The 23,898-nt window shown below is 62.4% G+C and carries 22 protein-coding genes, 1 tRNA gene and 1 pseudogene; 16 read left to right on the forward strand and 8 right to left on the reverse strand.

Translation table 11 applies throughout. The features are described 5' to 3' along the window. Positions 1–10: 10 nt before the first annotated feature. The 6 genes from feoB to gltX form a co-directional block, all read right to left on the reverse strand. Complete coding sequence (gene feoB / locus Q362_RS0108385; protein ID WP_028318314.1) at positions 11–2,179, reverse strand: ferrous iron transport protein B; 2,169 nt, start codon at positions 2,177–2,179, stop codon at positions 11–13. A gap of 100 nt (positions 2,180–2,279) precedes the next feature. Further along, the gene (locus Q362_RS22805; RefSeq protein ID WP_084312477.1) at positions 2,280–2,453 is read right to left on the reverse strand and encodes a FeoB-associated Cys-rich membrane protein; all 174 of its coding nucleotides are present in this window, start codon (positions 2,451–2,453) and stop codon (positions 2,280–2,282) included. Between the two features lie 90 nt (positions 2,454–2,543). After that, positions 2,544–2,861, reverse strand: coding sequence for a FeoA family protein (locus Q362_RS19835; RefSeq protein WP_051553928.1), 318 nt, complete (start codon positions 2,859–2,861; stop codon positions 2,544–2,546). A 299-nt stretch (positions 2,862–3,160) separates the two neighbouring features. Next, positions 3,161–3,397 carry a FeoA family protein gene (locus tag Q362_RS0108400; protein WP_028318315.1) on the reverse strand — a complete coding sequence of 79 codons (237 nt, stop codon included), beginning with the start codon at positions 3,395–3,397 and terminating at the stop codon, positions 3,161–3,163. Positions 3,398–3,403: 6 nt separating this feature from the next. Then, on the reverse strand, positions 3,404–5,095 hold the full coding sequence (locus Q362_RS0108405) for a glutamine--tRNA ligase/YqeY domain fusion protein (RefSeq protein WP_028318316.1): 1,692 nt from the start codon (positions 5,093–5,095) through the stop codon (positions 3,404–3,406). A 23-nt stretch (positions 5,096–5,118) separates the two neighbouring features. Continuing rightward, the gene (gltX, locus tag Q362_RS0108410) at positions 5,119–6,606 is read right to left on the reverse strand and encodes a glutamate--tRNA ligase (RefSeq protein ID WP_028318317.1); all 1,488 of its coding nucleotides are present in this window, start codon (positions 6,604–6,606) and stop codon (positions 5,119–5,121) included. 352 nt (positions 6,607–6,958) lie between these two features. Between gltX and Q362_RS0108415 the strand changes: the two genes are divergently transcribed. The 14 genes from Q362_RS0108415 (at position 6,959) to murA (ending at position 18,357) form a co-directional block, all read left to right on the forward strand. Then, on the forward strand, positions 6,959–7,273 hold the full coding sequence (locus Q362_RS0108415) for a DUF1844 domain-containing protein (RefSeq protein ID WP_028318318.1): 315 nt from the start codon (positions 6,959–6,961) through the stop codon (positions 7,271–7,273). Between the two features lie 16 nt (positions 7,274–7,289). Further along, positions 7,290–8,192: a 4-(cytidine 5'-diphospho)-2-C-methyl-D-erythritol kinase gene (gene ispE / locus Q362_RS0108420; RefSeq protein WP_028318319.1), complete on the forward strand. Its 903-nt coding sequence runs from the start codon at positions 7,290–7,292 to the stop codon at positions 8,190–8,192. A gap of 34 nt (positions 8,193–8,226) precedes the next feature. Beyond that, positions 8,227–8,301, forward strand: a tRNA-Gln gene (locus Q362_RS0108425). Between the two features lie 29 nt (positions 8,302–8,330). Further along, complete coding sequence (locus Q362_RS0108430; protein WP_028318320.1) at positions 8,331–9,269, forward strand: ribose-phosphate diphosphokinase; 939 nt, start codon at positions 8,331–8,333, stop codon at positions 9,267–9,269. 53 nt (positions 9,270–9,322) lie between these two features. Further along, complete coding sequence (locus tag Q362_RS0108435) at positions 9,323–9,880, forward strand: 50S ribosomal protein L25 (protein WP_028318321.1); 558 nt, start codon at positions 9,323–9,325, stop codon at positions 9,878–9,880. A gap of 98 nt (positions 9,881–9,978) precedes the next feature. Further along, positions 9,979–10,569 carry an aminoacyl-tRNA hydrolase gene (gene pth, locus Q362_RS0108440; protein ID WP_028318322.1) on the forward strand — a complete coding sequence of 197 codons (591 nt, stop codon included), beginning with the start codon at positions 9,979–9,981 and terminating at the stop codon, positions 10,567–10,569. 218 nt (positions 10,570–10,787) lie between these two features. Continuing rightward, positions 10,788–11,267 carry a CarD family transcriptional regulator gene (locus Q362_RS0108445; RefSeq protein WP_028318323.1) on the forward strand — a complete coding sequence of 160 codons (480 nt, stop codon included), beginning with the start codon at positions 10,788–10,790 and terminating at the stop codon, positions 11,265–11,267. A gap of 22 nt (positions 11,268–11,289) precedes the next feature. Then, positions 11,290–12,273: an RluA family pseudouridine synthase gene (locus Q362_RS19840; protein WP_051553933.1), complete on the forward strand. Its 984-nt coding sequence runs from the start codon at positions 11,290–11,292 to the stop codon at positions 12,271–12,273. Beyond that, positions 12,270–12,875, forward strand: a complete 606-nt coding sequence (gene coaE / locus Q362_RS0108455; RefSeq protein ID WP_028318324.1) for a dephospho-CoA kinase — start codon at positions 12,270–12,272, stop codon at positions 12,873–12,875. The genes Q362_RS19840 and coaE overlap by 4 nt, the downstream gene beginning before the upstream one ends. 359 nt (positions 12,876–13,234) lie before the next feature. Next, on the forward strand, positions 13,235–14,482 hold the full coding sequence (gene rho / locus Q362_RS0108460) for a transcription termination factor Rho (RefSeq protein WP_028318325.1): 1,248 nt from the start codon (positions 13,235–13,237) through the stop codon (positions 14,480–14,482). Positions 14,483–14,578: 96 nt separating this feature from the next. Continuing rightward, positions 14,579–14,797, forward strand: coding sequence for a 50S ribosomal protein L31 (gene rpmE, locus Q362_RS0108465; protein WP_028318326.1), 219 nt, complete (start codon positions 14,579–14,581; stop codon positions 14,795–14,797). 240 nt (positions 14,798–15,037) lie between these two features. Further along, complete coding sequence (gene prfA, locus Q362_RS0108470; RefSeq protein ID WP_028318327.1) at positions 15,038–16,108, forward strand: peptide chain release factor 1; 1,071 nt, start codon at positions 15,038–15,040, stop codon at positions 16,106–16,108. A gap of 11 nt (positions 16,109–16,119) precedes the next feature. Next, positions 16,120–16,974, forward strand: coding sequence for a peptide chain release factor N(5)-glutamine methyltransferase (prmC, locus tag Q362_RS0108475; RefSeq protein WP_035216133.1), 855 nt, complete (start codon positions 16,120–16,122; stop codon positions 16,972–16,974). A gap of 66 nt (positions 16,975–17,040) precedes the next feature. Continuing rightward, the gene (gene murA, locus Q362_RS0108480) at positions 17,041–18,357 is read left to right on the forward strand and encodes a UDP-N-acetylglucosamine 1-carboxyvinyltransferase (protein ID WP_028318329.1); all 1,317 of its coding nucleotides are present in this window, start codon (positions 17,041–17,043) and stop codon (positions 18,355–18,357) included. On the opposite strand, the gene Q362_RS19845 is transcribed toward murA, so the two are convergent. Both Q362_RS19845 and Q362_RS0108490 read right to left on the reverse strand, forming a co-directional pair. Further along, positions 18,314–20,014 (reverse strand): two-component system sensor histidine kinase NtrB, encoded by a 1,701-nt coding sequence (locus Q362_RS19845; RefSeq protein WP_051553934.1) that lies wholly within the window; start codon positions 20,012–20,014, stop codon positions 18,314–18,316. The two genes, murA and Q362_RS19845, sit on opposite strands and share 44 nt — an antisense overlap. A 67-nt stretch (positions 20,015–20,081) precedes the next feature. Continuing rightward, positions 20,082–21,461, reverse strand: coding sequence for a sigma-54-dependent transcriptional regulator (locus Q362_RS0108490; RefSeq protein WP_028318330.1), 1,380 nt, complete (start codon positions 21,459–21,461; stop codon positions 20,082–20,084). Between the two features lie 255 nt (positions 21,462–21,716). On the opposite strand from Q362_RS0108490, the pseudogene tatC reads away from it, so the two are divergent. Both tatC and Q362_RS0108505 read left to right on the forward strand, forming a co-directional pair. Continuing rightward, positions 21,717–22,435 (forward strand): annotated as a pseudogene (gene tatC / locus Q362_RS0108500) (twin-arginine translocase subunit TatC). A 164-nt stretch (positions 22,436–22,599) separates the two neighbouring features. Beyond that, positions 22,600–23,880 (forward strand): class II fructose-bisphosphate aldolase, encoded by a 1,281-nt coding sequence (locus Q362_RS0108505; RefSeq protein ID WP_028318333.1) that lies wholly within the window; start codon positions 22,600–22,602, stop codon positions 23,878–23,880. Positions 23,881–23,898 lie beyond the last annotated feature (18 nt).

Here is a 23,898-nt window from a genome sequence, read left to right on the forward strand (position 1 = left end):
GAGCGGTCTTTTAGCGGGGATACAGCAGGATGCCGATCTGGTAGATCGCCACCGCCAGGATGAAGGCGAAGACGGTGTTGAACAGCATGGAAAAGGCCGCCCATTTCCAGGAACCGGATTCCCTGGCGATGCAGACCACGGTGACGAAGCAGGGCGAGTAAAACATGATGAACGCCAGCACCGCCAGGGCCACCACCGGATTCCAGTTGGGGTCCTTGTCCAGCCGTTCCTGGAGCGAGGTGGTTTCCTCCGGGTCGACCTCGCCCAGCGAATAGGCGGTGCCCAGGGTCGAGACGATCACTTCCTTGGCGGCAAAGCCGCCGACTAGGGCGATATTGGTGCGCCAGTCGATGCCGGCATAGCGGCTGACCCCTTCCAGAGCCAGGCCGATCCGGCCGCCGATGGAGTGCCGCAGACCGTCCTGGGCCTTATCGGTGTCGATTTTCGCCAGCGCCGCCGCCAATCCCTCCGTATCCACGGCCAGAGTCTGCCGCGCCTCCTGCCGCAGGCTGTCGTAATGGGCCACTCGCGCCTCCGGCAACTCCGGGTAAGTCATCATCGCCCAGATCAGAATGGAAATGCCGAGAATAACCGTGCCCGCCTTTTTGATGTACTGCCAGGTGCGTTCCCAGGTGTGGATGAACAAGCCCTTCAGGGTCGGGAAACGGTAGGGCGGCAGTTCCATGACAAAGGGGGTGGAGGCGCCCTTGAGCAGGGTCAGCCGCAGGAGCTTGGCGACGCACAGGGCGATGAGCCAGGCGGCCAGGGTGGAGAGAAACATGTAGCGGGCCTGGTGGGCCGAGAAAAAGGCGCCGATCAGCAGGGTGAGGACCGGCAGCTTGGCGCCGCAGTTCATGAAAGGCACGGTCAGGAGTGTGGCCAGCCGCTCCTTGGGGGAACGCAGGGTGCGGGCGGCCATGACGCCGGGCACGGCGCAGCCGCCGGCAATGCCGCCGGAAATGATGAACGGCATCACCGAGGAGCCGTGCAGGCCGAAGAAGTGGAAGATGCGGTCCATCATGAAGGCGACCCGGGCCAGGTAGCCGGAGTCTTCGAGCAGGGCGATGCCGAAGAACATGAACATGATGATCGGCACGAAACCGAGCACCCCGCCGACCCCGTCGATCACGCCCGAAATGAGCATCGATTTGAAGGGACCGTCGGGAAGCAGGGTGTCGACGCCTGTGCTGAGCAGGGCGAAGAATTTCTCCAGCCATTCGACCGGCACCGAGCTGTAGCTGAAGGTGAAGGTGTAGAGGCAGTAAAGGACGCCGGCCATGATCAGCGGACCGAGGATGCGGTGGGTGACGACCTTGTCGATCTTGTCCGAGGCGTAGAGCCGGTCGGCGACGAATTTGCGGTGCACCACCCCCTGGTGGATGATCGACTTGATATACCCGTAGCGATGGTCGGCGATCACCGCCTCCGGGTAGACGCCGAGGGTGTGCTGAAGGTGCTGGCCCACGCTCTCGCAGCGGGCAATCAGCTTCTTTCCGGCCTCCGGATGAGCTTCAAGGGTCTTGCGCACGATCTGCTCGTCGTTTTCCAGCAGCTTGACCCCGAGCCAGCGCTGGGGATAGACCGCGGTCAGTTCGGTGCAGGCCGCGATGTCGTCCGTCATGTCGGTCAGGGCCTGGTCGATGTCCGAACCGTAGCGCAGAAAGACGGGATGCGGCCGGGCGCTGGCGGCGGTCGCCAGCACGGCGTCGAGCAGCCGGTCGACGCCCTTGCCGGACCGGGCGATGATCGGCACCACCGGCACGCCGAGGCGGCTGCTCAACGCCTCGGCATCGATGGTCACGCCGCGTTTTTCGGCCACGTCGATCATGTTGAGGGCAATCACCAGCGGTACGCCCAGTTCCAGGAACTGGCAGCTGAGATAGAGGTTGCGCTCCAGGTTGGAGGCGTCGACCACATCCACCACCACATCGGGCTGTTCGTTGACGAGGAAGTCGCGGGCCACCAGTTCCTCCACCGAGTAGGCGGTGAGGGAGTAGGTGCCCGGCAGGTCGACGACGCGTACCCCCCGGCCCTGGTGCAGGCAGCAGCCTTCCTTCTGCTCGACCGTGATGCCGGGATAGTTGCCCACGTGCTGGCGGGCGCCGGTGAGATGGTTGAACAGAGTGGTTTTGCCGGCGTTGGGGTTGCCGGCCAGGGCGATGGTGAGGACAGGTTCCATAATGCGTGCGGACAAGGGATCGTCGGTTGGGGTTCAGACGAGAAAAGGGATGGTCAGATCGGCGCTGGTGCGGTGTTGTCGTCCGCTTCGGTGGCGCTGCTCACGGCTTGTGCATGGGGAGGGATTTTTTTGCCGCCGGAGGGCGGGCCGCACCGTCGCAGCCGGAACAGCCGCATCCGCAGGAGGTGCCGGCATTGCGCCAAAAGCGCCACAGCCGCCGGCCGATGAACAAGGCTGCGATCGCCACGGCAAGGACAACCAGGAAGTGTTGCATGGTTCGTGCTCCGAAAAGAAAAAAATGTGGACGCAGAGATATCCGGGTGGCTGCGGTGCCCCCGGACCGTCCCCGGCGGAAACGGGATGGTCAGGCCGGTGCGACCAGGACCGCGGCAGCGGCCGACTCGTCCAGGCTGATGGTGCCACCGTTGACCTTGATCATGCAATGCCGGCCGCCGCCCTTGCAGAGCAGTTCCAGTTCGGAGCCGGGCAGAACGCCCAGGGCGGCCATGCGGGCACAGGTCTGGCGGTCGCCGGTGACGGCGCACACCCGCATGCGGCTGTGGCAGCACGATTCGGACAGGGGGGTGGCGGTTTGGTCCGTCCGTTTCCCGCATTGCCGGCGTCGCCGGCACAGAGCTTGGATATCGCTGAAGAAATGGCAGAAGATTTCGGATTGATCCATGCGCGTGCCGGGCATCGGTGAAAATCGATCAGGACCACAAAGGGCTCCCACAGCGTGTTCTGTGGCGACATTTCGTACCACCTCTGCTGTAGGACAGCTAATGTTTGTGTTAGGTACTCCAAACAATCATTGCTGTCAATAGCTTTGCCAGGGAAAGAACGGGAGGTACGCGCTTTTTTTCGGAACCGGCAGGAGAAAGGGGAGGGCGTCGCCGGCAGACGGCAGGAAGGCCGGGGGAGCGGTCGGCAGTCATCGTGGTGAAGCGGAGGCGCCCCGTCTGCCGGCAGGCGGTCAGCGGGTCAGGAGGCGACCTCCACCTCGATGTAATCGGCCTCGTTGTTGCGCAGGGTCAGGGTGCCGCCCATGACCCTGAGCGCCACCGGGTCGTTCAGGGGGGCCCGCTGCTTGATGGTGATTTCGGTCCCCGGCACCAGGCCCATTTCGCGGATACGGCGGCCCAGTTCGCCGCCCACCTTGACGGCGACGATGGTGCCGCTCTGATTGATGGCCATTGTTCGCAGGTTGACGATCGTCATGGTCGCTTACTCGGCCTCGCTCTGTTTGGCCCAGCTGTCGCGCAGGGTGACGATCCGGTTGAATACCGGTTTGCCCGGAGCGCTTGTCGCCGTGTCGAGGCAGAAATAGCCTTGGCGCTCGAACTGGAAGCGGTCGTCCGGACCGGCCTGGGCCAACCCCGGTTCGAGCATGCAGTCGGTGAGGACGGTGAGCGAGGCCGGGTTGAGAAATTCCTTGAAGCTCCGTTCCTTGTCGGCGTCCGGGTATTCAGCGGTGAACAACCGGTCGTAGAGCCGCACCTCGGCCTTGAGGGCATGGGGCGCGGAGACCCAGTGGATGGTGCCCTTGACCTTGCGGCCGTCGGGCGCCGAGCCGCCCCTGGTGGCCGGATCGTAGGTGCAGCGCAGCTCCACGATCCGCCCCTGCGCATCCTTGGCCACCTCCTGGCAGGTGATCAGGTAGGCGTAGCGCAGGCGCACTTCCCGGCCCACGCTGAGGCGGAAGAATTTTTTCGGCGCATCCTCCATGAAATCCGACCGTTCGATGTAGAGTTCGCGGGAAAAGGGCAGAGTCCGCTCGCCTAGGGCCGGATTCTGCGGGTGGTTCTGGGCGACCATCTCCTCGGTCTGGCCTTCCGGGTAGTTGGTGAGCACGATCCTGAGCGGATCGAGCACGCCGAAGACCCGGCGGGCGTGCAGGTTGAGGTCGTCGCGGGCGGCGTTTTCCAGCACGCCCATGTCGATCCAGGATTCGCGGCGGCCGATGCCGACGGTGGCGCAGAAGCTGCGGATGGCGGCCGGGGTGTAGCCCCGGCGGCGCAGGCCGGAAATGGTGAGCATGCGGGGATCGTCCCAGCCGGACACGTGCCCCTCGTTCACCAGTTGCAGCAGCTTGCGCTTGCTGGTCACCGTGTAGTTGACGTTGAGCCGGGCGAACTCGATCTGGCGCGGGTGGTTGGGGGTATGCAGGGTGTCGAGCACCCAGTCGTAGAGGGCGCGGTTGTTCTCGAATTCGAGCGTGCACAGCGAGTGGGTGATCTGCTCCAGCATGTCGGAGAGGCAGTGGGTGAAGTCGTACATCGGGTAGATGCACCACTTGTCGCCGGTGCGGTGGTGGCTCGATTTGAGGATGCGGTAGAGCACCGGGTCGCGCATGACGATGTTGGGCGAGGCCATGTCGATTTTGGCCCGGAGCACGCAGGTGCCCTCGTCGAATTCGCCGTTACGCATACGCGTGAACAGATCGAGGTTTTCCTCGACCGGCCGGTTGCGGTACGGGCTCTCTCGCCCCGGTTCGGTCAGGGTGCCGCGGTATTCCCGGATCTCGTCACCGGTCAAGTGGCAGACATAGGCCTTGCCCAGGGTGATCAACTGGACGGCGAAGTCGTAGATCTGATCGAAGTAGTCGGAGGCGTAATAGAGATGCGGCCCCCAGTCGAAGCCCAGCCAGCGCACATCCCGCTGGATCGACTCGACGTACTCGGTGGATTCCTTGCCCGGATTGGTGTCGTCGAAGCGGAGGTGGCAGACGGAGTTGTTTTCCACCGCGATGCCGAAATTGAGGCAAATCGACTTGGCATGGCCGATGTGCAGAAAGCCGTTGGGCTCGGGCGGAAAACGGGTGACCGTGGTCCGGTGCTTGCCGGAGGCCAGATCGTCGGCGATGATCTGGCGGATGAAGTCGAGCGGCTTGGCGGCGGGTTCTTTGTCGGTGGTCATGATCGCATGCTCCGTGGCAGACGTTAGGCGGCGGCGTACAGGTGGTCGATGCGGCGCAGCCGCGCCACGACTTTTTCCCTGCCCAGTGTGGTGATGATATCAAACATCGAGGGTCCGGCCAACTGTCCGGTGAGCACGGTGCGCATGCCGTTGATCAGCACGCCCGGCTTCACCGCCAACTCCTCGGCCAATTCCCGGCAGACCCGTTCGGTCGCCTCGGCGTCGAATTCGGCGAGCGCCTCGTAGCGTCCGGCCAGTTGCGGCAGCCAGACGGCCAGCTCCGGCTGCTTGAGCACGTTTTTCGCCAACGGTTTGGGATCGATGGGGTACTGGTCCGAAAAATAGGCGCGGCCGGCGGTGACGAAATCCTTGAGGGTGTGAAAGCGGTCGCGGATGAGATTCAGGGTGGCCAGATACCAGTCGCGGCGGCTGGTCGCATAGGCGGGATCCCAGAGGTGCTCCGCCTCCAGTTCCTTGCGGACCAGATCGCCCAGCTCGGCCAGATCCATGGTACGCAGATAGTGTTCGTTGATGGCGATCAGCTTGGGATCGGTGAAGAACTTGGCGTCGCCTGGCTTGAAGTTGAACACCGAGTTGACCCGGCTGATCCGGGAAAGGCTGAAGGCCTCGATCAGCTCCTCGCGGGAGAAGAATTCCCGGTCGTTGCCCGGATTCCAGCCCAGCAGGCAGAGGAAATTGCACAGGGCCCAGGGGATGAAGCCCATGTCGCGGTAGAACTGGACCGCCACCACCTCGCCGTGGCTGCGCTTGGAAATTTTGCGTTTCTGCAGATCCAGGGTGAGCGGCATATGGGCGAACACCGGCAGCTTGGCGCCCAGGGCCTCGTAGAGCAGGACCTGGCGGGTGGTGTTGGTCATGTGGTCCTGGCCGCGGATGACGTGGGTGATGCGGTCGCGGATATCGTCGACCACGTTGCACAGCAGATAGAGCGCCTTGCCGTTGGAGCGGACGATGACGAAATCCTCGATTTCGCTGTAGGCCCGCTCGATCCGGCCCAGGACCTCGTCGTCGTAAAAGAGGGTTCCCGGCCGTTTTGGCACCTTGAAGCGGATGGTGGCCGGAATGCCCTGGGCTTCCTTTGCCCGGACCTGCTCGGCGGTGAGATGGCGGCAGGTGCCGTCGTAGCCGACCTCGGCTTTCTTCTCGGCCAGGGCGGTCTCGCGTTTTTTCTCCAGCTCCTCCTTGGTGCAGAAGCATTTGTAGGCGTGGCCCGAGGCGAGCAGCCGGTTGGCGGCGGCGGTATGGTCGGCGGCGAAGTCGGTCTGGAAGTAGGGGCCTTCGTCCCAGTCGATGCCCAGCCACTGCAAGCCGTCGATGATGCCGTCGATGGAGGCCTGGGTGGAGCGCTCCTCGTCGGTGTCTTCGATGCGCAGGATCAGCTTGCCGTTGTGTTTTTTGGCAAAAAGCCAGTTGAACAGGGCCGTTCTGGCCCCCCCGATGTGCAGGTAGCCGGTGGGGCTGGGGGGAAAGCGAACGCGGACTTCTTCCATGGACCACTCCTTCATTGACGCTTGATGTGTTGCCCGCCGGTTTCGGCGTGGCAAACCCAAATTATATAGCGTCTTGGCGGTATCACTTCAAGGGGAAGCTGAATGCCGGCGCCGATCATGTCCGCCGACGGGCGTAAGAGGGGTGGCAAACGCTGTACTTTCCCATTGTGGCCCGATTGGAATACCGGTATATTCCGGCAATTGGCGCCCCGGACCGGCGCCTTGCCGCGATGCCCGCCCTTGTTCCGACAGAGGGCGCGCGCCCCGGTGCAACGGGCTACGGCTGTCTGTCGGGCTGTCCATTGTTCGGCGTCGTGCATTAGAAGGGAATTGGAAGAATGAGTGAACTGCCATGAGTGAAAATCTTGCCCAATGCGGCGAATGTCCGGAGGGACGGGTCAGGGATGCGTCCGGCAGGTGCGTCATGCCTGAAGTTACCTTTGCCTCCTTTATTCTCTCGCTGAACACATCGGCGCTCTACCACATGGGCGAACTGCCGCATCCGGAAACGGGGCAGCGGCTGGTCGACCGCGAATTGGCCAAGCACACCATCGACACCCTGATCCTGCTCGCCGAAAAGACCAAGGGCAATCTCGATTACGAAGAGAACGAACTGCTGACCCGCATTCTCTACGAATTGAAGATGCGGTTTGTCAAGCTGGTCTGAGGGCTCGTTGGCCGCCGTGCAGCGGGCGCTGACCGTCCAGGCGCCGGCGAAGATCAATCTGTCCCTCCGGGTGACCGGCCGACGCCCCGACGGCTATCACCTGCTCGCCACCTGGATGCAGAAGGTGGCCCTCTACGATACCCTCGAGTTGGCCGTCTGCTCGGAAGGCATTCATTTTCACTGCGCAGGTGCCGGCATCCCCGACGATCGGACCAATCTCGTGTACCGGGCGGCCGAACTTTTTTTGCAGGCCACCCAGGGGCGCAGAGGTGTTCCGGCAGCCGGGATCGCCATCCACCTGACCAAAAGAATACCGGTGGCCGCCGGTCTGGGAGGCGGTAGCAGCGATGCCGCCGCGACCCTCCTGGCGATGAGCGAGTTGTTCGATTGCGCCTTGACGCCCGATGAGCTGGCCGTGCTGGGCCTGCGGTTGGGGGCGGATGTGCCGTTTTTTCTCGCCGACACCCCGGCGGCTTTTGCCACTGGAGTCGGCGAACTGCTGCGGCCGGTAGCCTCGTTGCGGGGATACTCGATCCTGCTGGTGAATCCGGGATTTCCCGTCTCCACCCGCTGGGTGTATCAGACTTTTGCATTGACAAAAAAAGAAGATGCAAGTAACCTTGCCAATTTTCAAGAAGGTGTCGTCGAGGAGGCGGTTTTTGGCGATTCTGACGCCGTGATGGGGCCGGACACGGTTCTGGTCAATGACCTTGAGACAGTGACCAGAACCCGGTATCCGGTCATTGACCGGCTCAAGGACGAGTTGCTCCGGTGCGGCGCGGTCAGGGCGGTGATGTCCGGTTCCGGGCCCACGGTGTTCGGCCTTTTCGACGACCATGGGAAGGCGGAAGCCTGCCGTGTTGCGTGCATGCCCCGGTTTCCCGACACCTATCTGGTTGCTCCGGTTGAAGAGAAGTGAATACACGGCCCGTTTCGTTCACCAGGCAATGGGCTGGGGTGTCGTCAAGCGGTAAGACACAAGGTTTTGATCCTTGCATTCGGGGGTTCGAATCCTCCCGCCCCAGCCATTTCCTTCGAAAACGGTTAAAAATAGACCATGCTCAACAAGATGAAGATTTTTACCGGCAACGCCAACCCGGCCATCGCCCAGGAAATCTGTGACTATCTAGGCGTTCCCCTCGGGGCGGCCGAGGTCAAACAGTTTTCCGACGGCGAGATTTCCGTCGAGATCGGCGAAAATGTCCGCGGCGCCGACGTCTTTGTTGTTCAGCCCACCTGCACCCCGGTCAATGATCACCTCATGGAGTTGCTGATCATGATCGATGCCCTGCGCCGCGCGTCGGCCCGCAGGATCACCGCGGTCATGCCCTATTACGGCTATGCCCGCCAGGACCGCAAGGTGCGGCCCCGGGTGCCGATCACCGCCAAGGCGGTCGCAGAGATGCTCATGGTGGTCGGAACCCGCAGGGTGCTGTGCATGGATCTGCATGCCGGCCAGATTCAGGGTTTTTTCAACATCCCGGTCGATCATCTTTACGCGGCGCCCATCATCCTCAAATACATCCGCGACAGTTTCTCCGATGTGGTGATGGTGTCGCCGGATGCCGGCGGCGTGGAGCGGACCCGTGCCTTTGCCAAGCGGCTCAACGCCGGGCTGGCCATCATCGACAAGCGCCGGGAGCGGGCCAACGAATGCGAGGCCATGCACGTCATCGGCGACGTGGCCGGCAAGACGGCCATCCTGCTTGACGACATGGTGGACACCGCCGGCACGCTGTGCGGCGGGGCGGAGATCCTGAAGGAGGTGGGGGCCAGGGAAGTGCACGCCTGCTGCTCCCACGCGGTGCTTTCCGGCCCGGCGGTCGAGCGGATCGCCAAATCCTGCCTGAAATCCCTGTTGGTGACCAATTCCATCCCGCTCAAGGAAGAGGCCGGGCAGTGCGACAAAATCACCGTCTTGTCCGTGGGGCCATTGCTGGGCGAGGCAATCCGCAGAATCCACAATGAGGATTCCGTCAGTTATTTATTTGTTTGAATTCGATTTCTACTAACGAGTTGGTTGAGTCCCGGAGAAAAGGGGAGGTTTGCATGTTACAGGTACGTATGGATTCCAAGGTGCGCACGGTTTTTGGCAAGGGCCCGATGCGGCAGTTGCGGATGAGCGAGATCACACCCGCCAACCTTTACAGCGGTGGCACTCCTCCGGTTTCTCTTCAATTCGAAACGCCGAAACTGTACAAGAATCTTCTTTTCATCCATGGCCGCAATGCGGTGATCACGCTCAAAGTGGAAGGCGATAACGTCGATGAGCGGCACGTGCTGGTCCAGGAAATCCAGAAGGATCCCACCACCGGCCATCTGCTCCACGTCGATTTTCTCGAGATCGATCTGCAGAAAACCGGCAAGTTTATCGTGCCGATCGAGTATGTCGGCACCGCCAAGGGCGTCGATCTGGGTGGCGAACTGCACGTGTACAAAAATGTGGTGCATCTGCGCGGCTGTCCGCTCGATATCCCTGATGTCATCCGTGTCGACATCACCCCGCTGGAGCAGGGCGGCCCTGGTCTGACCTTTGGCGATCTGCCCCTCCCGGCCAATGTCGAAATGCTGGAAAAGCCCGGCGTGACCTGCGTGGCTGTTCAATAACGCTTTTGCTTTTTTGACAGCAACTGGCTGTTGTTTGTGTCACCGACGAGCCGAAGGATTCTTTCGGCTCGTTTTTTTATTGTTTCCTGTATGTTGCCATGGCGGATCGGCGATTTTTACTTGCGGGCCTCGGCAATCCGGGCCGGGAATACCATCTGACGCGGCATAACATCGGTTTTTTGTGCATCGATCACTTGGCCGACAGCCACGGCTGGCGGATCGATTCTCTGAAAATGCAGGGGCTCTACTGCCAGGGGCGGCTGGCGGGCACCCAGATTTTTCTGGTGAAGCCGCAAACCTACATGAACCGCTCCGGCGAGTGCATCCGCTCTTTTCTCGATTACTTCAAGATCCCCCCGGAACACCTTCTCGTGCTGCATGACGATATCGACCTCGCGCCCGGCCGGATCAAACTGGTGGCCCGGGGCGGCGCCGGCGGTCATAACGGTATCCGCTCCATCATCCGGCACCTCGGCACCCAGGAATTCGCCCGGATGAAAATCGGTATCGGCCGCCCTCAGGTGAATCCCAAAGGTGGAGGCCAGCCGGTCGACCAGTTTGTCCTGTCGCGCATGAGCGACGACGAACGCGCCCTATTCGACCAGCGCCAATCTGTGATCGTCGAGGCGATCGAACTGTTTGTCCGCGAGGGAATCGACACCTGTATGAACCGGATCAACAGGCGGTGACGAGGGGCGGAGACTTTTCCGCCTTCCCGTGTCGTGCCTTTGCGGACGGCACCCGCCGTCTCCTTTTTGACCGTGTCCCTTTTGACCGCGCATCATTCCTCCGTCAAACAGAGACAACCTTTGCCAAAAATGAAAAAATATGGTAGTATAGTATTTTAAGAATGCGCTCAGCAGCATTTGCCGGCCGGCGCAGGTCTCTCTAGTTTTTGGAGGAGCATGTGTTTGCAGAAGGTGACATGGCTGTCTATCCAGCCCACGGCGTCGGGCTCATCGAGGCCATAGAAACACAAACCATTGGCGGGGTTGACCAGCGGTTTTACGTGCTGAAGATTCTGGACAACGATATGACGATCATGATCCCGATCGCCACCAGTGCCAAGTTCGGCCTGCGGGCGATCATCTCCCGGGACGACGTGCCCAAGGTCATCGACATTCTGAAGGAGCGCGATGTCAAGATCACGGCCCAGACCTGGAATCGCCGGTATCGCGAGTACATGGAGAAGATCAAGACCGGCTCGGTATTTGAGGTGGCCGTGGTGCTGCGGGATCTTTTCCTGCTGAAGGAGGACAAGGACCTTTCCTACGGCGAACGGAAGATGCTGGATACCGCCAAGAATCTGCTGGTCAAGGAGCTGTCGCTCGCCAAGCAGACGGAAGAAGCGAACATAGAACAACAGATCGAGAAACTCTTTTGCTGACGTTTTTCGTCACGCGCCTCCCATGACCGGCCCTGAGAAGAACGGAGCGCCGGCGCCGGACGGCGGCGATCCGGCCGCTTCAGCGGCCGTTTTTGTCACCACCCCTGCCGATGCCGGTCAGCGGCTCGATCATTTTTTAACCGGCACCTATCCGGAATACACCCGTTCCGCACTCAACAAGCTGATCGGCACGTCCCATGTGCTGGTCGACGGTCGCCGGGTCAAAGCCGGCCATCGTCTGCGGACGAACGAAACCGTCACCGTCGTTCTGCCGCCACCGTCACTGCCCGAACTCACGCCGGAACAGATCGATTTCACGGTACTGTATGAGGACGCTCATCTCCTCGTCATCAGCAAGCCGCCCGGACTGGTGGTGCATCCCGCCGGCGGCCACCGCAGCGGCACCCTGGTGCACGGCCTGCTCCATCTGTGCAGGGAGTTGCCCGCAGCGGATGCCGGCCGGCCGGGCATCGTGCATCGGCTGGACAAGGACACCTCGGGGGTGATGCTGGTGGCGAAGACGGAGATCGCTTTGCGCTCGCTGATGGCCGATTTCAAGGACCGCAGGATCCGCAAGACCTATCATGCCCTGCTGGTGCGCTGCCCCAAGGAAAACGAGGGCAGGGTGGTGGCCCCCATCGGCCGGCACCCGGTCGACCGCAAAAAGATGGCTGTCCGGCCCGTGCACGGGAAATACGCCGCCACCAACTGGCGGGTGCTCGAACGGTTCGCCAACGGCTGGTGTTGGGCGGAGATCGGGATCGAGACCGGCCGGACCCATCAGATCCGGGTCCACATGGCCTCGATCAAGGCGCCGGTTGCCGGCGACACGCTCTACGGAGGGGCGGTGGACCGCCGCGCCGCCATCAGGCCGCGCCGCCAGATGCTGCACGCCAGCACCCTGCGGTTCCGGCATCCAGTCACCGGCGAGGCGTTCTGCTGCACGGCTCCGCTGGCCGAGGACATGCAAGCCGTGTTGACCGCACTCCGCGAGGCCGGCACATGACTCCCTTTCTCCTCGGCATCACCGGCGGCATCGGCTCGGGAAAAAGTTGCGTGGGACGCCTGCTGGCCAGCTACTGCCTGGTGCCGCTCATCGATATCGATCAGTGTTGCCGGCGGCTGCTCGATCTTGACCAGCCGGGCTGGCACGCGCTGCGGTCGGTCTTTGGCCGGACGTTCTTCCAGCGCGACGGTTCGGTGGACCGGGTGGCGCTCCGGCGGCACATCTTCGGGGACGCCGGCATCCGCCGGCAGGTCGACTGCCTTCTCCACCCCCTGGCGCGCGAGGCGCTCCGGACAGAGGTCGGCCGTCAGCATGTCCGGTTGGTCCTGGCCGAGATTCCCCTCCTGTACGAGGCCGGCTGGCGGGACGAGGTCGACGAGGTGCTGGTGGTCTATGCCCGGCGCGGCGCCCGCTGCTGCCGGATCATGCAGCGCGACGGCGTGACGCGGCGGGAAGCGGCGCAGGCCATCGCCGCGCAGATGAGCCTTGAGGAAAAAGCCGCGCGCGCCGAGTTGATGATCGACAACAGCGGCCGGTGGATAGAGAGCCGTGACCGGGTCGTTTCCCTGGGAAATGAGCTGTCGCAACGGTTTTGGGGCTGATTTTGCCAAGAAAAATCTTGACAGCGGACCGGGAAACAAATATCTAACAGGAACTCTCAGCAGACCGGTATAGCGTCTGTCGCTTTTTTGCTCTGCTATTTCACGCTGAAAAATATACTCGATTCCTTGAATCGCGCCCGATGCGCTGCCCGATGCAGGTGCATCAACTGGATACCTGTTTGTCGCAAGGTCTGTCCCGCCTTTCCCATCCAGTCAACCTCGGTACCCTGGCCCACACAGAGAACAAGAAGGCAAGTTCCCTTTGCCGCTGCTTAATTCCCTATTACACTATCCCATAATGACAGATGATACCCTTCGGCGGTTTATCGTGTTGACCACCTTGGAGGAACAACCGGTCCATGAATCCCACTGAGCTCAAGAACAAGAAAATAAAAGATTTGGTCAGTCTTGCCGCGTCTCTCAATATCGAGGGCTACAGTAACATGACCAAGCAGGAACTGATCTTCGCCATCCTCAAGGAGCAGGCCGATGAGGACGGCAAGTTGCGGGGCAGCGGTGTCCTGGAGATCCTGCAGGATGGATTCGGTTTCCTGCGCGCGCCGGACTACAACTACCTGCCCGGTCCGGACGATATCTATGTCTCGCCCTCGCAGATCCGCCGCCTCAACCTGCGCACCGGCGACACCGTGGAAGGCGAGGTGCGGGCGCCCAAGGACAACGAGCGCTATTTCGCCCTGCTCAAGGTCGACACCATCAACTATGAGTTGCCGGAGGCGGCGAAGAACAAGACCGCCTTCATCAACCTGACCCCCCTGCACCCGGAGCAGTTGATCGATCTGGAAACCACGCCGGACAACCTGTCCATGCGGGTGCTCAACATCACCGCCCCGCTCGGCAAGGGGCAGCGCGGGCTGATCGTGGCGCCGCCCCGGACCGGCAAGACGGTGCTGATGCAGAAGATCGCCAACTCGATCGTCGCCAACCACAAGGAGATCATCCTCATTGTCCTGCTCATCGACGAGCGGCCGGAAGAGGTCACCGACATGAAGCGCAGCGTCGCCGCCGAGGTGGTCAGTTCCACCTTCGACGAACCGCCGCAGCGCCACATCCAGGTGGCGGAGATGGTGATCCAGAAGGCGCAGCGCCTAGTGGAGCACAAGAAGGACGTGGTCATCCTCCTCGACTCCATCACCCGCCTGGCCAGGGCCTACAACACGGTCACCCCGGCCTCGGGCAAGATTCTGTCCGGCGGTGTCGAAGCCAATGCCCTGCACCGGCCGAAACGGTTTTTCGGGGCCGCCCGCAATGTCGAGGAGGGCGGCAGCCTGACCATCCTGGCCACGGCCCTGATCGATACCGGCAGCCGCATGGACGAGGTCATCTTCGAGGAGTTCAAGGGCACCGGCAACATGGAGATCGTGCTCGACCGCAAGATGGCCAACCGGCGCATCTATCCCGCCATCGACATCCAAAAGTCGGGGACCCGCAAGGAGGACCTGCTCCTGCCGCCCGAGGAACTCAACCGTATCTGGATTCTGCGCAAGCTGCTCTCTTCGATGAACCCCGCCGACGCCATGGAATTTCTCCTCGATAAAATGAGCCAGACCAAGACCAATCAGGAGTTTTTCGCTTCCATGAACCGGTAGCGCCTGTTTTTTCTTTGAAGAAGTGACGAAAAAAGATATATTCCCGCTTTTTGATTATTCTGCATCGAGACCATTTTTGCCCAAGGAGTGTGTGCCATGAAATCGGATACCCATCCCACCTATCATAAAGTGACCGCCGTCTGCGCCTGCGGCAACGAGTTCGAACTCGGTTCCGTGCTGAGCGAGGTACGGGTCGAAATCTGTTCCGCCTGCCATCCCTTCTTCACGGGCAAGCAGAAACTGATCGATACCGCCGGGCGGATTGAGAAGTTCAAGAAGAAATATGCGGGCTACCAGGGCAGCAAAAAGAAATAAGACGGTCGTTGCCCTTTTTTCTTTTTCCCCTCCTGATCCCGGCTCTCTCGCCAGCCGTTGCGCGTCCCGGAAAACCGGGCACGCGGCGGGTGCCTGAGGTGCCGGGACACGAGGGATTTTCTTTTTCCGCTTAAGGCCGGCCGTTTTCGCCAACAACGGTGGCAACGGCACAGTGGGCTTTGTTCCGTCCTTTCTGGATGATGTGGTTCTCTCCTTTCCCGGAGTCCGTGCAGGGCAGGCATGTTTGACAATCTCCGCGACATCGACGAAAAGCTGGACGCGCTGGAGCGGCAGCTGTCCGACCCGCAGCTGGTGACCGACCAGCAGCGCTACCGGGAGGTGGTCCGCGAACATGCCCAGGTCGCCAGAATCGCCGAACTGTACGCGGCCTATACCTCGGTCTGCGTCCAGATTCGCGATAGCCAGGAACTGATCCGTACCGAGCAGGACGATCCCGACCTGGTGGCCCTGGCCAAAGCGGAACTGGAGGAGTTGGCCTGCAAGCAGGCGGAACTGGAGAAGGCGATCCGCATCCGTCTGCTGCCCAAGGACCCGAACGACGAAAAGAACATTTTTCTGGAGATCAGGGCCGGGACCGGCGGCGACGAGGCCGCCCTGTTCGTGGCCGACCTCTTCCGCATGTACAGCCGCTATGCCGAAATGCAGGGCTGGCGGGTCGAAGTGATGAGTTCCAATCCCATCGGCATCGGCGGCTTCAAGGAGATCATCGCCCTGATCAGCGGCCAGCAGGTCTATTCCCGTCTGAAGTACGAATCCGGGGTACACCGGGTGCAACGGGTGCCGGACACCGAAACCCAGGGCCGCATCCACACCTCGGCGGTGACCGTGGCCATCATCCCCGAGGCCGAGGAGGTGGACCTCCACATCGAGCCCAACGAACTGAAATTCGATGTGTACCGTTCCTCCGGTCCGGGCGGCCAATCGGTCAACACCACCGACTCCGCCGTCCGGGTCACTCACCTGCCCACCGGCCTGGTGGTCACCTGTCAGGACGAGAAATCCCAGCACAAGAACAAGGCCAAGGCGTTGCAGGTCCTGCGCGCCCGCCTGCTCGACCGGATGGAGCAGGAGCGGCACGACCGGATCTCCGAGGAGCGGAAGAGCCAGGTCGGCTCCGGCGACCGCAGCGAGCGGATTCGCACCTACAATTTTCCCCAGGGCCGGGTCACCGATCACCGCATCAATCTGACCATCTACCGCCTGGATCAGGTGATGGCCGGCATGCTCGACGACGTCATCGTGCCGCTCATCACCCACTATCAGACCGAAGCCCTCAAATCGGTCCACTGACCGGCGGCCCGATGCGGATCGATGCCCTGTTGGCCGACGCGGCCGCCCGGCTGGCCGCCGCCGGCATCGCCGATGCGGCCCCGGACGCCCGCCTGCTCCTGCAACATGTCACGGGCTTGAGCCGGAGCCAGTTGGTGCTGCGCGCCGACCAGGACGTGGACGAAACGGTCCTGGCCCGGTATCGGGAACTGCTGGCCCGCCGGTGCCAGCGGATTCCCCTCCAGCACCTGACCGGCTCACAGGAGTTCTGGTCGCTCGATTTCGCGGTATCGCCGGCGGTGCTCATTCCCCGTCCCGAGACCGAATTTCTCCTGGAGCAGGTGCTGGCCACCTGCACGGGCGGCACAATAACCCGAGCCCTCGATCTCTGCACCGGCAGCGGGGTGATCGCGGTGGTTCTGGCCAGGGAACTGGGATGCCCCGTGGTGGCCGCCGACATTGCCGAGGCCGCGCTACGGGTGGCGCAGGAAAACAGCGTTCGGCATGGGACCGTTGACCGGGTTCTGCCCCTGTGCTGCGATCTGTTTGCCGCCCTGACGCCCTGCGCTGTCTTCGACCTGATCGTCAGCAATCCACCCTATGTCGCCGAAGAGGAGATCGACGGCCTGGAGCCGGAGGTCGGCCGGGCCGAGCCCCGGCTGGCCCTGTCGGGTGGTCCGGGCGGGATGGGCTGCATCGAACGGATCGCCGCAGAGGCCCGGCACCACCTGCGTCCCGGTGGCTGGCTTTTTTTGGAGATCGGCGCCGATCAGGGCGAAAGGGTCGACCGTCTTTTCCGGTCGGCCGTGCCCGGCTATGGTCAGGTCCGGGTCATCGACGATTGGGCCGGCCGACCGCGGGTGCTGCGGGCGCGCCACGAACCGTAACCTCGGCCGCGGGGCGTTTTTCGGTGCCGCCGCGTCCTGTCTTGTTTTTTTCACCAGACACACCTTATGGACCAACTCATCATCGAGGGCGGATCGCCCCTGTACGGCACGGTGGCGATCAGCGGCGCCAAGAACGCGGCCCTGCCCCTCATCGCCGCCACCCTGCTTGCGCCAGGATCGCATACCCTGCACAATGTCCCGGATCTGCGCGACACCAGGACCATGCTCAACCTCCTGGAAATCCTGGGGGCGCGATGGCAGCGGCAGGGGCAGACGGTGCAGATCAACAGCGACCACCTCACCGGGGTGGAGGCGCCCTACGACCTGGTGAAAACCATGCGGGCTTCGGTCCTGGTTCTGGGACCGCTGCTGGCGCGCACCGGTTTCGCCCGGGTGTCGCTGCCCGGCGGCTGCGCCATCGGCGCCCGGCCGATTAATTTCCATCTCAAAGGCTTCGAGCAGTTGGGGGTGACCACCCGCCTGGAGCACGGCTATGTGGAGGCGGCCGTTGAGGGCCGCATGCGCGGTGGGACCGTCTATTTCGACATTCCCTCGGTGACAGGCACCGAAAACGTGCTCATGGCCTCGGTCATGGCCAGGGGGGATACGGTGATCAAGAATGCCGCCAAGGAACCGGAGGTGGGCAATCTCATCGACATGCTGGTGGCCATGGGCGCCGAAATCGAGGGCAAGGACACGGACCGGCTGGTCGTCCACGGCGTCGACCGGCTGCACGCCACCGAATCGACCATCATCCCCGACCGCATTGAGACCGGCACCTACATGATCGCCGTGGCGGCCGCCGGTGGCACGGTCACCCTGACCGACTGCACCCCCGCCCATCTGCCGGCATTGACGGAAAAACTGCTGCTCTGCGGCGTCAACATCGAAACGGAAGCGACATCGCTCACCGTTTCCTGCCCGGAAATCGACGGCCGCAGCATCTGCCGTCCGTGCAGCGTCGACATCACCACCCTGCCGTATCCCGGTTTTCCTACCGATCTCCAGGCCCAGTTCATGGCCCTGATGGTTCTGGGAAACGGAACCGCCATCATCCACGAAACCATCTTCGAGAACCGGTTCATGCACGTGGCCGAACTTAAACGCATGGGGGCGGACATCACCATCGAGGGTTCCCGCGCCGTGGTTCGGGGCATCGGCCGCGACAAACTGTGCGGCGCGCCGGTGATGGCCACCGATCTGCGGGCCTCGGCGTCGCTGGTGATCGCCGGCCTGGCCGCCGGCGGCACGACCCGAATTTCCCGGATCTACCACCTGGAGCGAGGTTACGAGAACATGGTGGAAAAATTGCAGCGGCTCGGCGCCAGGGTGGGGAAGGTCAGGGAGGAGTCGGCGCGGGCAGGGGCAGACGTACGCGCATGATCGTAGGGTAGTCGGGACTGGCGTCGATCTCGATCCTACCGCCGTGCTGCTCCACGATCTGGCGGGCAATGGCCAGACCCAGGCCGGTGCCGTCCGTCCGGGTGGAGAAGAAGGGGACGAAGACTTTCTCCCGCAGATCCGGCGGGATGCCGGGGCCCTGATCGCGAATTTCCAGCCACAGTTCCCCCTGATCGCCTCCGTTGATCTCTCCGGCGGCGATCACCACGTTTCCCGGTCGATCGGCGACCGCGTGGCAGGCATTGTCCACCAAGTGAGCGAGGACGGTCTGGATCTGCTGCCGGTCCGCCCAGCAGTCGATGCGGGCCCCGATGTCCTTGATCACCGTGCCAGCCACCATGGCGGTTGCCAGTTGTCCCCGGGCGAGCACCTCGTCCACCAGCCGATTGAGGTCGAACCATTCCGGCTGGATTGGGGCCGGCCTGGCGAACTGGAGAAAATCGGTGATGGTTTTGGCCATCCGGCCGGTTTCCCGGAGAATGATCCCCACGAGCGACTTGAAGGTCGCCGGGTCGAGGGCGCCGATATTGTCCTGGTCCATGGCGAGGATCTGGGCGGAACCGGAAATGGCCGCCAGGGGATTGCGGAAATCGTGGGCGATCGAGGCGCTCAATTCGCCGATGGCCGCCATCTTTTCCGCCTCGCGCACCTGCTGCTCCATCCGTTCGATCTGGCTGATGTCCTGGAGAGTGACCACCTTCCACCGCGACTGCTGTCCATCCTCCTGTTCCTGCCGGACGGGCATGTTCAGAAAAGAAAAAGAATAGCCGATCCTGATCACGGCGCCGTCCGGTCTGCCGAAATCGCAGACATTGCGGCCCTGCATGTCCTGGAGGACCATGGCGGGAAAACGCCGGCTGAACGGTTGGCCCAGCACCTGCTCGCGGGGAATGCCGGTGATGCGCTCCGCAGCCTGGTTGTAGGAGGTGATGAAATCGGACTGATCGGTGGTGATGATGCCGGTGGAGATATCGTCGAAGATCTGTTTGTAGAGAATCGAGAGCCGGTCGTACTCCAGGGCCGTCCGGTGGAGTTTTTCCTCGGTGGCCCGCAGCCGGCGCGCCAGTTGGCCGCTCAACAGCGCGGCGAGGAAAAAGAGCAGGCCGTAGACGGCGAACAGGTTGGTGGCCGAGAGCAGGGAAACCGTGCCGACATGGGATGCGCGGGCGAAATAGGCGGGAAGCCAGCGGAATTGCTCCAGGGCCAGGATCGCGCCGTAGGCGAAGGTGGTGACCGCGGCGAGGAACAAGCCGCCCATCCGGTAGAGGATCAAGCCGGCGGCGATCACCGGCAGAATGAGCAGCGAGGTGAAATCGGATTTGCTGCAACCGGTGCCATACACCAGCAGGGCGATCAGGCCGGCGTCGCAGCAGAGCTGGAGCAGGCCGAACCGGCGCACCGCCCGGCAGCGTCTCTGCAGAAACAGGGCGGAGACGAAGGAAAAGCCGTAGAGCCCCGCGAGAAAGGCGAGGCTCACGGATGCGTCGGGCATGACGAGGGCGAGCCCCTTTTCCCGGAGCACCGTGGTCAGGCCGAACAGCAGGGTGAACAGGACGACACGGGTGATGAGCCACCACAGAAGATGCTTCCGGGTTTCCTGCTCGCTGTCGATGATCGGTCGGGAGAGAAAACGCAACATGCTGATGGGACGCTGAAAGCGGACGGCTTGTATGGATCGGGGGATTCCGCCCCGGCGGGCGGAGGCTTCAGTCGATCTGGTGTTTCTTGGTCTTGTAGCGCAGGCTCCGGAAACTGAGCTTGAGCAGGTCGGCGGCCCGCATCTTGGAGTTGTCGGCCTTGGCCAGGGCGTGGAGAAGCATCTCCCTCTCCACCCGCTGCAGGATTTCCTCCAAGCCCTCGCTGAAGAGTTCGGTCTCGTCGTGGGCGGCGACAAAGAGCGGCGCGCTGGTGGGGGCGGTCGGTTCCGCCTTGTTCTTTTCCCGGCGGTGCAGGGAGAGGATCAGGCTTTCCGGCAGGATGATGTTGGAGGATTCCAGCGCCACGCCACGCTCGATGATATTTTCCAGCTCGCGGACATTGCCGGGAAAATCGTACTGCATCAGCACCTCCATGCCGTAGGAGGAAATGGTCTGCACTTCCTTGCCGAGCAGCCTGGAGTATTTTTTCAGGAAATGGTCGACCAGAAGCGGCACGTCGCCGATCCGTTCGCGTAGCGGCGGCACCCGGATGGGCACCACGGCCAGGCGGTAGTACAGATCCTCCCGGAATTTGCCCTCGATGATTTCCCGTTCCAGGACCCGGTTGGTGGCGGCGATGATCCGTACGTTGACCTGCCGGGTCCTGGTCGAGCCGACCGGCATGAATTCCCGCTCCTGGAGAACCCGCAGCAGCTTGGTCTGGATGATCGGCGTCAGTTCGCCGATCTCGTCGAGGAAGGCGGTGCCGCCGTCGGCCTGCTGGAACAGGCCGGCCTTGTCGGCGATGGCTCCGGTGAACGACCCCTTGACATGGCCGAACAGCTCGCTCTCCAGCAGACTTTCGGGAATGGCGCTGCAGGTGATGGGGACGAAGGGATGGGCCGCGACCCGGGAGCAATTGTGAATGGCCTTGGCCACCAGTTCCTTGCCGGTGCCCGATTCGCCATAGATCAGTACGTTGGCCGGGGTAGGCGCGATCTTGGCGATCAGGTCGAAGATTTTCGTCATCTCCGGGCTTTGGCCGATGATCTCCGGGAAGCAGTTCGCCGGTTGCGCCTCGTTCTGCTGCTTCTTCTTGAGTACCGCCCGGATGACGGCTTTGATCTCGTCGACGTTGAAGGGTTTGGTGATGTAATCGAAGGCCCCGTTCTTCATCGCCGCCACCGCATCGTCGGGCGAGGCAAAGGCGGTGATCATGATCATGCCGGTCTCGGGCTGCACCTGCTTGAGCCGGGACAACAGGTCGAGGCCGCTCATGCCGGGCATGCGGATATCGGAAATCACCAAATCATAGGCCTGTTTCGCGACCAGGGCGAGGGCGGCTGTTCCCTCCGCGGCGGTGGTCACCTCGTATCCTTCCTTGGTCAGAAGAATCCTGAGGAACTCGCGCATGCTCAACTCATCGTCGACAACCAGAATGGCGGCCATGGTCAACCTTGTAAAAATCCTTGGAAATCAATTCATTGGCTCTACGGGCCAGTGTAGCCCCAAGTGGAAGTTGAAGTCAAACATTATCCATAACCCGTTTACATTCCTCCGATGATCGGGTAGAAAGGCGGGGGAAAAAGACCAACTTCAAGGGAAAACGAGACTGCCGTGGCATCCCAGGAACACTTCACTGAACAGAGCCTGACCGAGCACCTGCGGGAGCTGCGCGCCTGCCTGCTGGTGTCGCTCGGGGCGGTGGCCGCCGGCTTTGCCGCGGCCTACAGCGTTGTCGAACCGCTGGCCGCCTGGTTTCTCCGACCGTTGCTCAAGGTCCTGCCCGAGGGAACGCCGCTGATCTTCACCGCCTACCAGGAAGGGTTTTTTTTTATCTGAAGCTCGCCCTGGTGGCAGGGGTGGTCTTCGCCAGCCCGGTCATTTTCCTGCAGGTGTGGCGGTTTGTCTCTCCCGGTCTCTATCGCCATGAAAAACGGGTGCTGATCCCGTTCACCCTGGTTTCCACCCTCTGCTTTCTCGCCGGTGCCGCCTTCGGCTATTTTGTGGTCTTTCCGCCGGCCTTTCAGTTTTTGCTCGGCTACACCAGCGATTTCCTCGAACCCATGCCGGCGGTCGACGAATATTTCTCGCTGGCCCTGCGCCTGTTTTTCGCCTTCGGCCTCATTTTCGAACTGCCGGTGCTGATGGTGTTTCTGGGGCGGATCGGCGTGGTCAACAAGCCGTTTCTGACGAAAAACCGCAAGTACGCCGTGCTGATCGCCTTCATCGTCGCCGCCATCCTCACCCCGACGCCGGACGTGGTCAACCAGTTGCTGATGGCCGGCCCGCTGGTTCTGCTCTACGAGGTCAGCATCGTGGCCGTGGCCCTCTTCGCCCGCACCACCTTGGCCGGTTTTTCTCCCAGGGGCGACAGGGAAGAAGAGCCGGCCGCCGACGCGGACAGCCACGAACAGGAGTGAGGCATCCGCCGCCGTCTGTGCCGGGACCGTGACTTTCTCCTTGCCGGATAGAGAACCATTCGTTTATTTTAGACAAGTTGGCCTGTACGCCTCCGGTAGGCGGAAAGCGAGTGCCGATCCCGCCACCGTCCATCACCCGAACGCATCGTCAACAGGAGGAGCATATGTCCTATATCGCCGATTTCGAGAAAGCCCTGGAAGTAGGCCGGCCGCCGAACATCAGAACCCTGTTTCCCAACTCGCGCGCCCTGATCGTCAGCGGCAAGGTGATCGACCGCGCCATGCTGGCCAAGGGCGGGGCCATGACCATCGCCGCCAACGGCCGCAACAATCTCATCATCCGCGGCGCGCTCCGGGCGGCGCAGCGGGCGCATGCGGCGATCATCATCGAGATCGCCCGCTCCGAGGGCGGGGCCAATGCCTACTGCCCGGTGAATTACTGGAACATGGCCCGCCAGGTGGACGCTCTCTGCAACGAACTGGCGATCACCGTGCCGGTGGCCATCCATGCCGATCATTACGGCATCAAGAAACCGGAAGACGTGCCGCCGGCCGCCGTCGAGATCCCGACCATCTTCGAGGCCGGCATCACCTCGATCGCCATCGACGCCTCGCACATGCCCGACGCCGATAACCTGCTGGCCAGCATCGAACTGGCGCAATACGTCCCGTCCTGGGCCGGACTGGAGACCGAAGTGGGCGAGATCAAGGGCAAGCAGGGGCTGTCCACCAAGGAAGAGGCCCTGTTCATCATCCAGGGGTTGAACGCCCACGATATTTTTCCGGACTGGATCGCGCTCAACAACGGCACCACCCACGGCATCGAGGCCTCGGCCCAGGGCATCCAGGTGGAACTGACCGCCGAGATCCACAAGGCCCTGGCCGGATACGCGGTTTCCGGAGCCCAGCACGGCACCTCCGGCAACAATTCCGACCGGCTGCGGGCCATCGCCGCCCAGACCTACACCACCAAGGCCAACGTGGCCACCGCCCTGCAGATGGTGTCCTGGGGCGTGGAGGTGAACGATTACGGCAACGCCGCGCTGGATGCCAACGGCGAATTCATCAAGGTTCCGGACGAGGGCGTCACCGAGGAGCTGTGGCAGGCGATGCGGGCCTACGCCGATGCCAAGGGCTGGAAGAAGGGGGATTATAAGAGCCTCAACCTGCCCTTCGAAAACAAGATCCTGGGGCAGCCCAAGGCGGTGCGCGAGCGGATGGCCCGCCGGGTGGAGAATTTCATCTATACCATGCTGGTCGAGGTGTTCAACGCCGCCGATACCGCCCGCTTCGGCGTGGAGGCGATCCTCGAGGCCGGTTCCTACGACATCGGACCCAAGACCGGCCGGATCGAATCGCCGGAAAACTGGACCGTGGCCAAGATCCGGGAACGGGCTGCATCCCTCGGCACCGACAAGGGGCCGGCGGGCAATTACGACGACTGAGCCCACCGGGAGAACGGA

This window comes from Desulfobulbus elongatus DSM 2908 (assembly GCF_000621145.1).
GTDB lineage: Bacteria > Desulfobacterota > Desulfobulbia > Desulfobulbales > Desulfobulbaceae > Desulfobulbus > Desulfobulbus elongatus.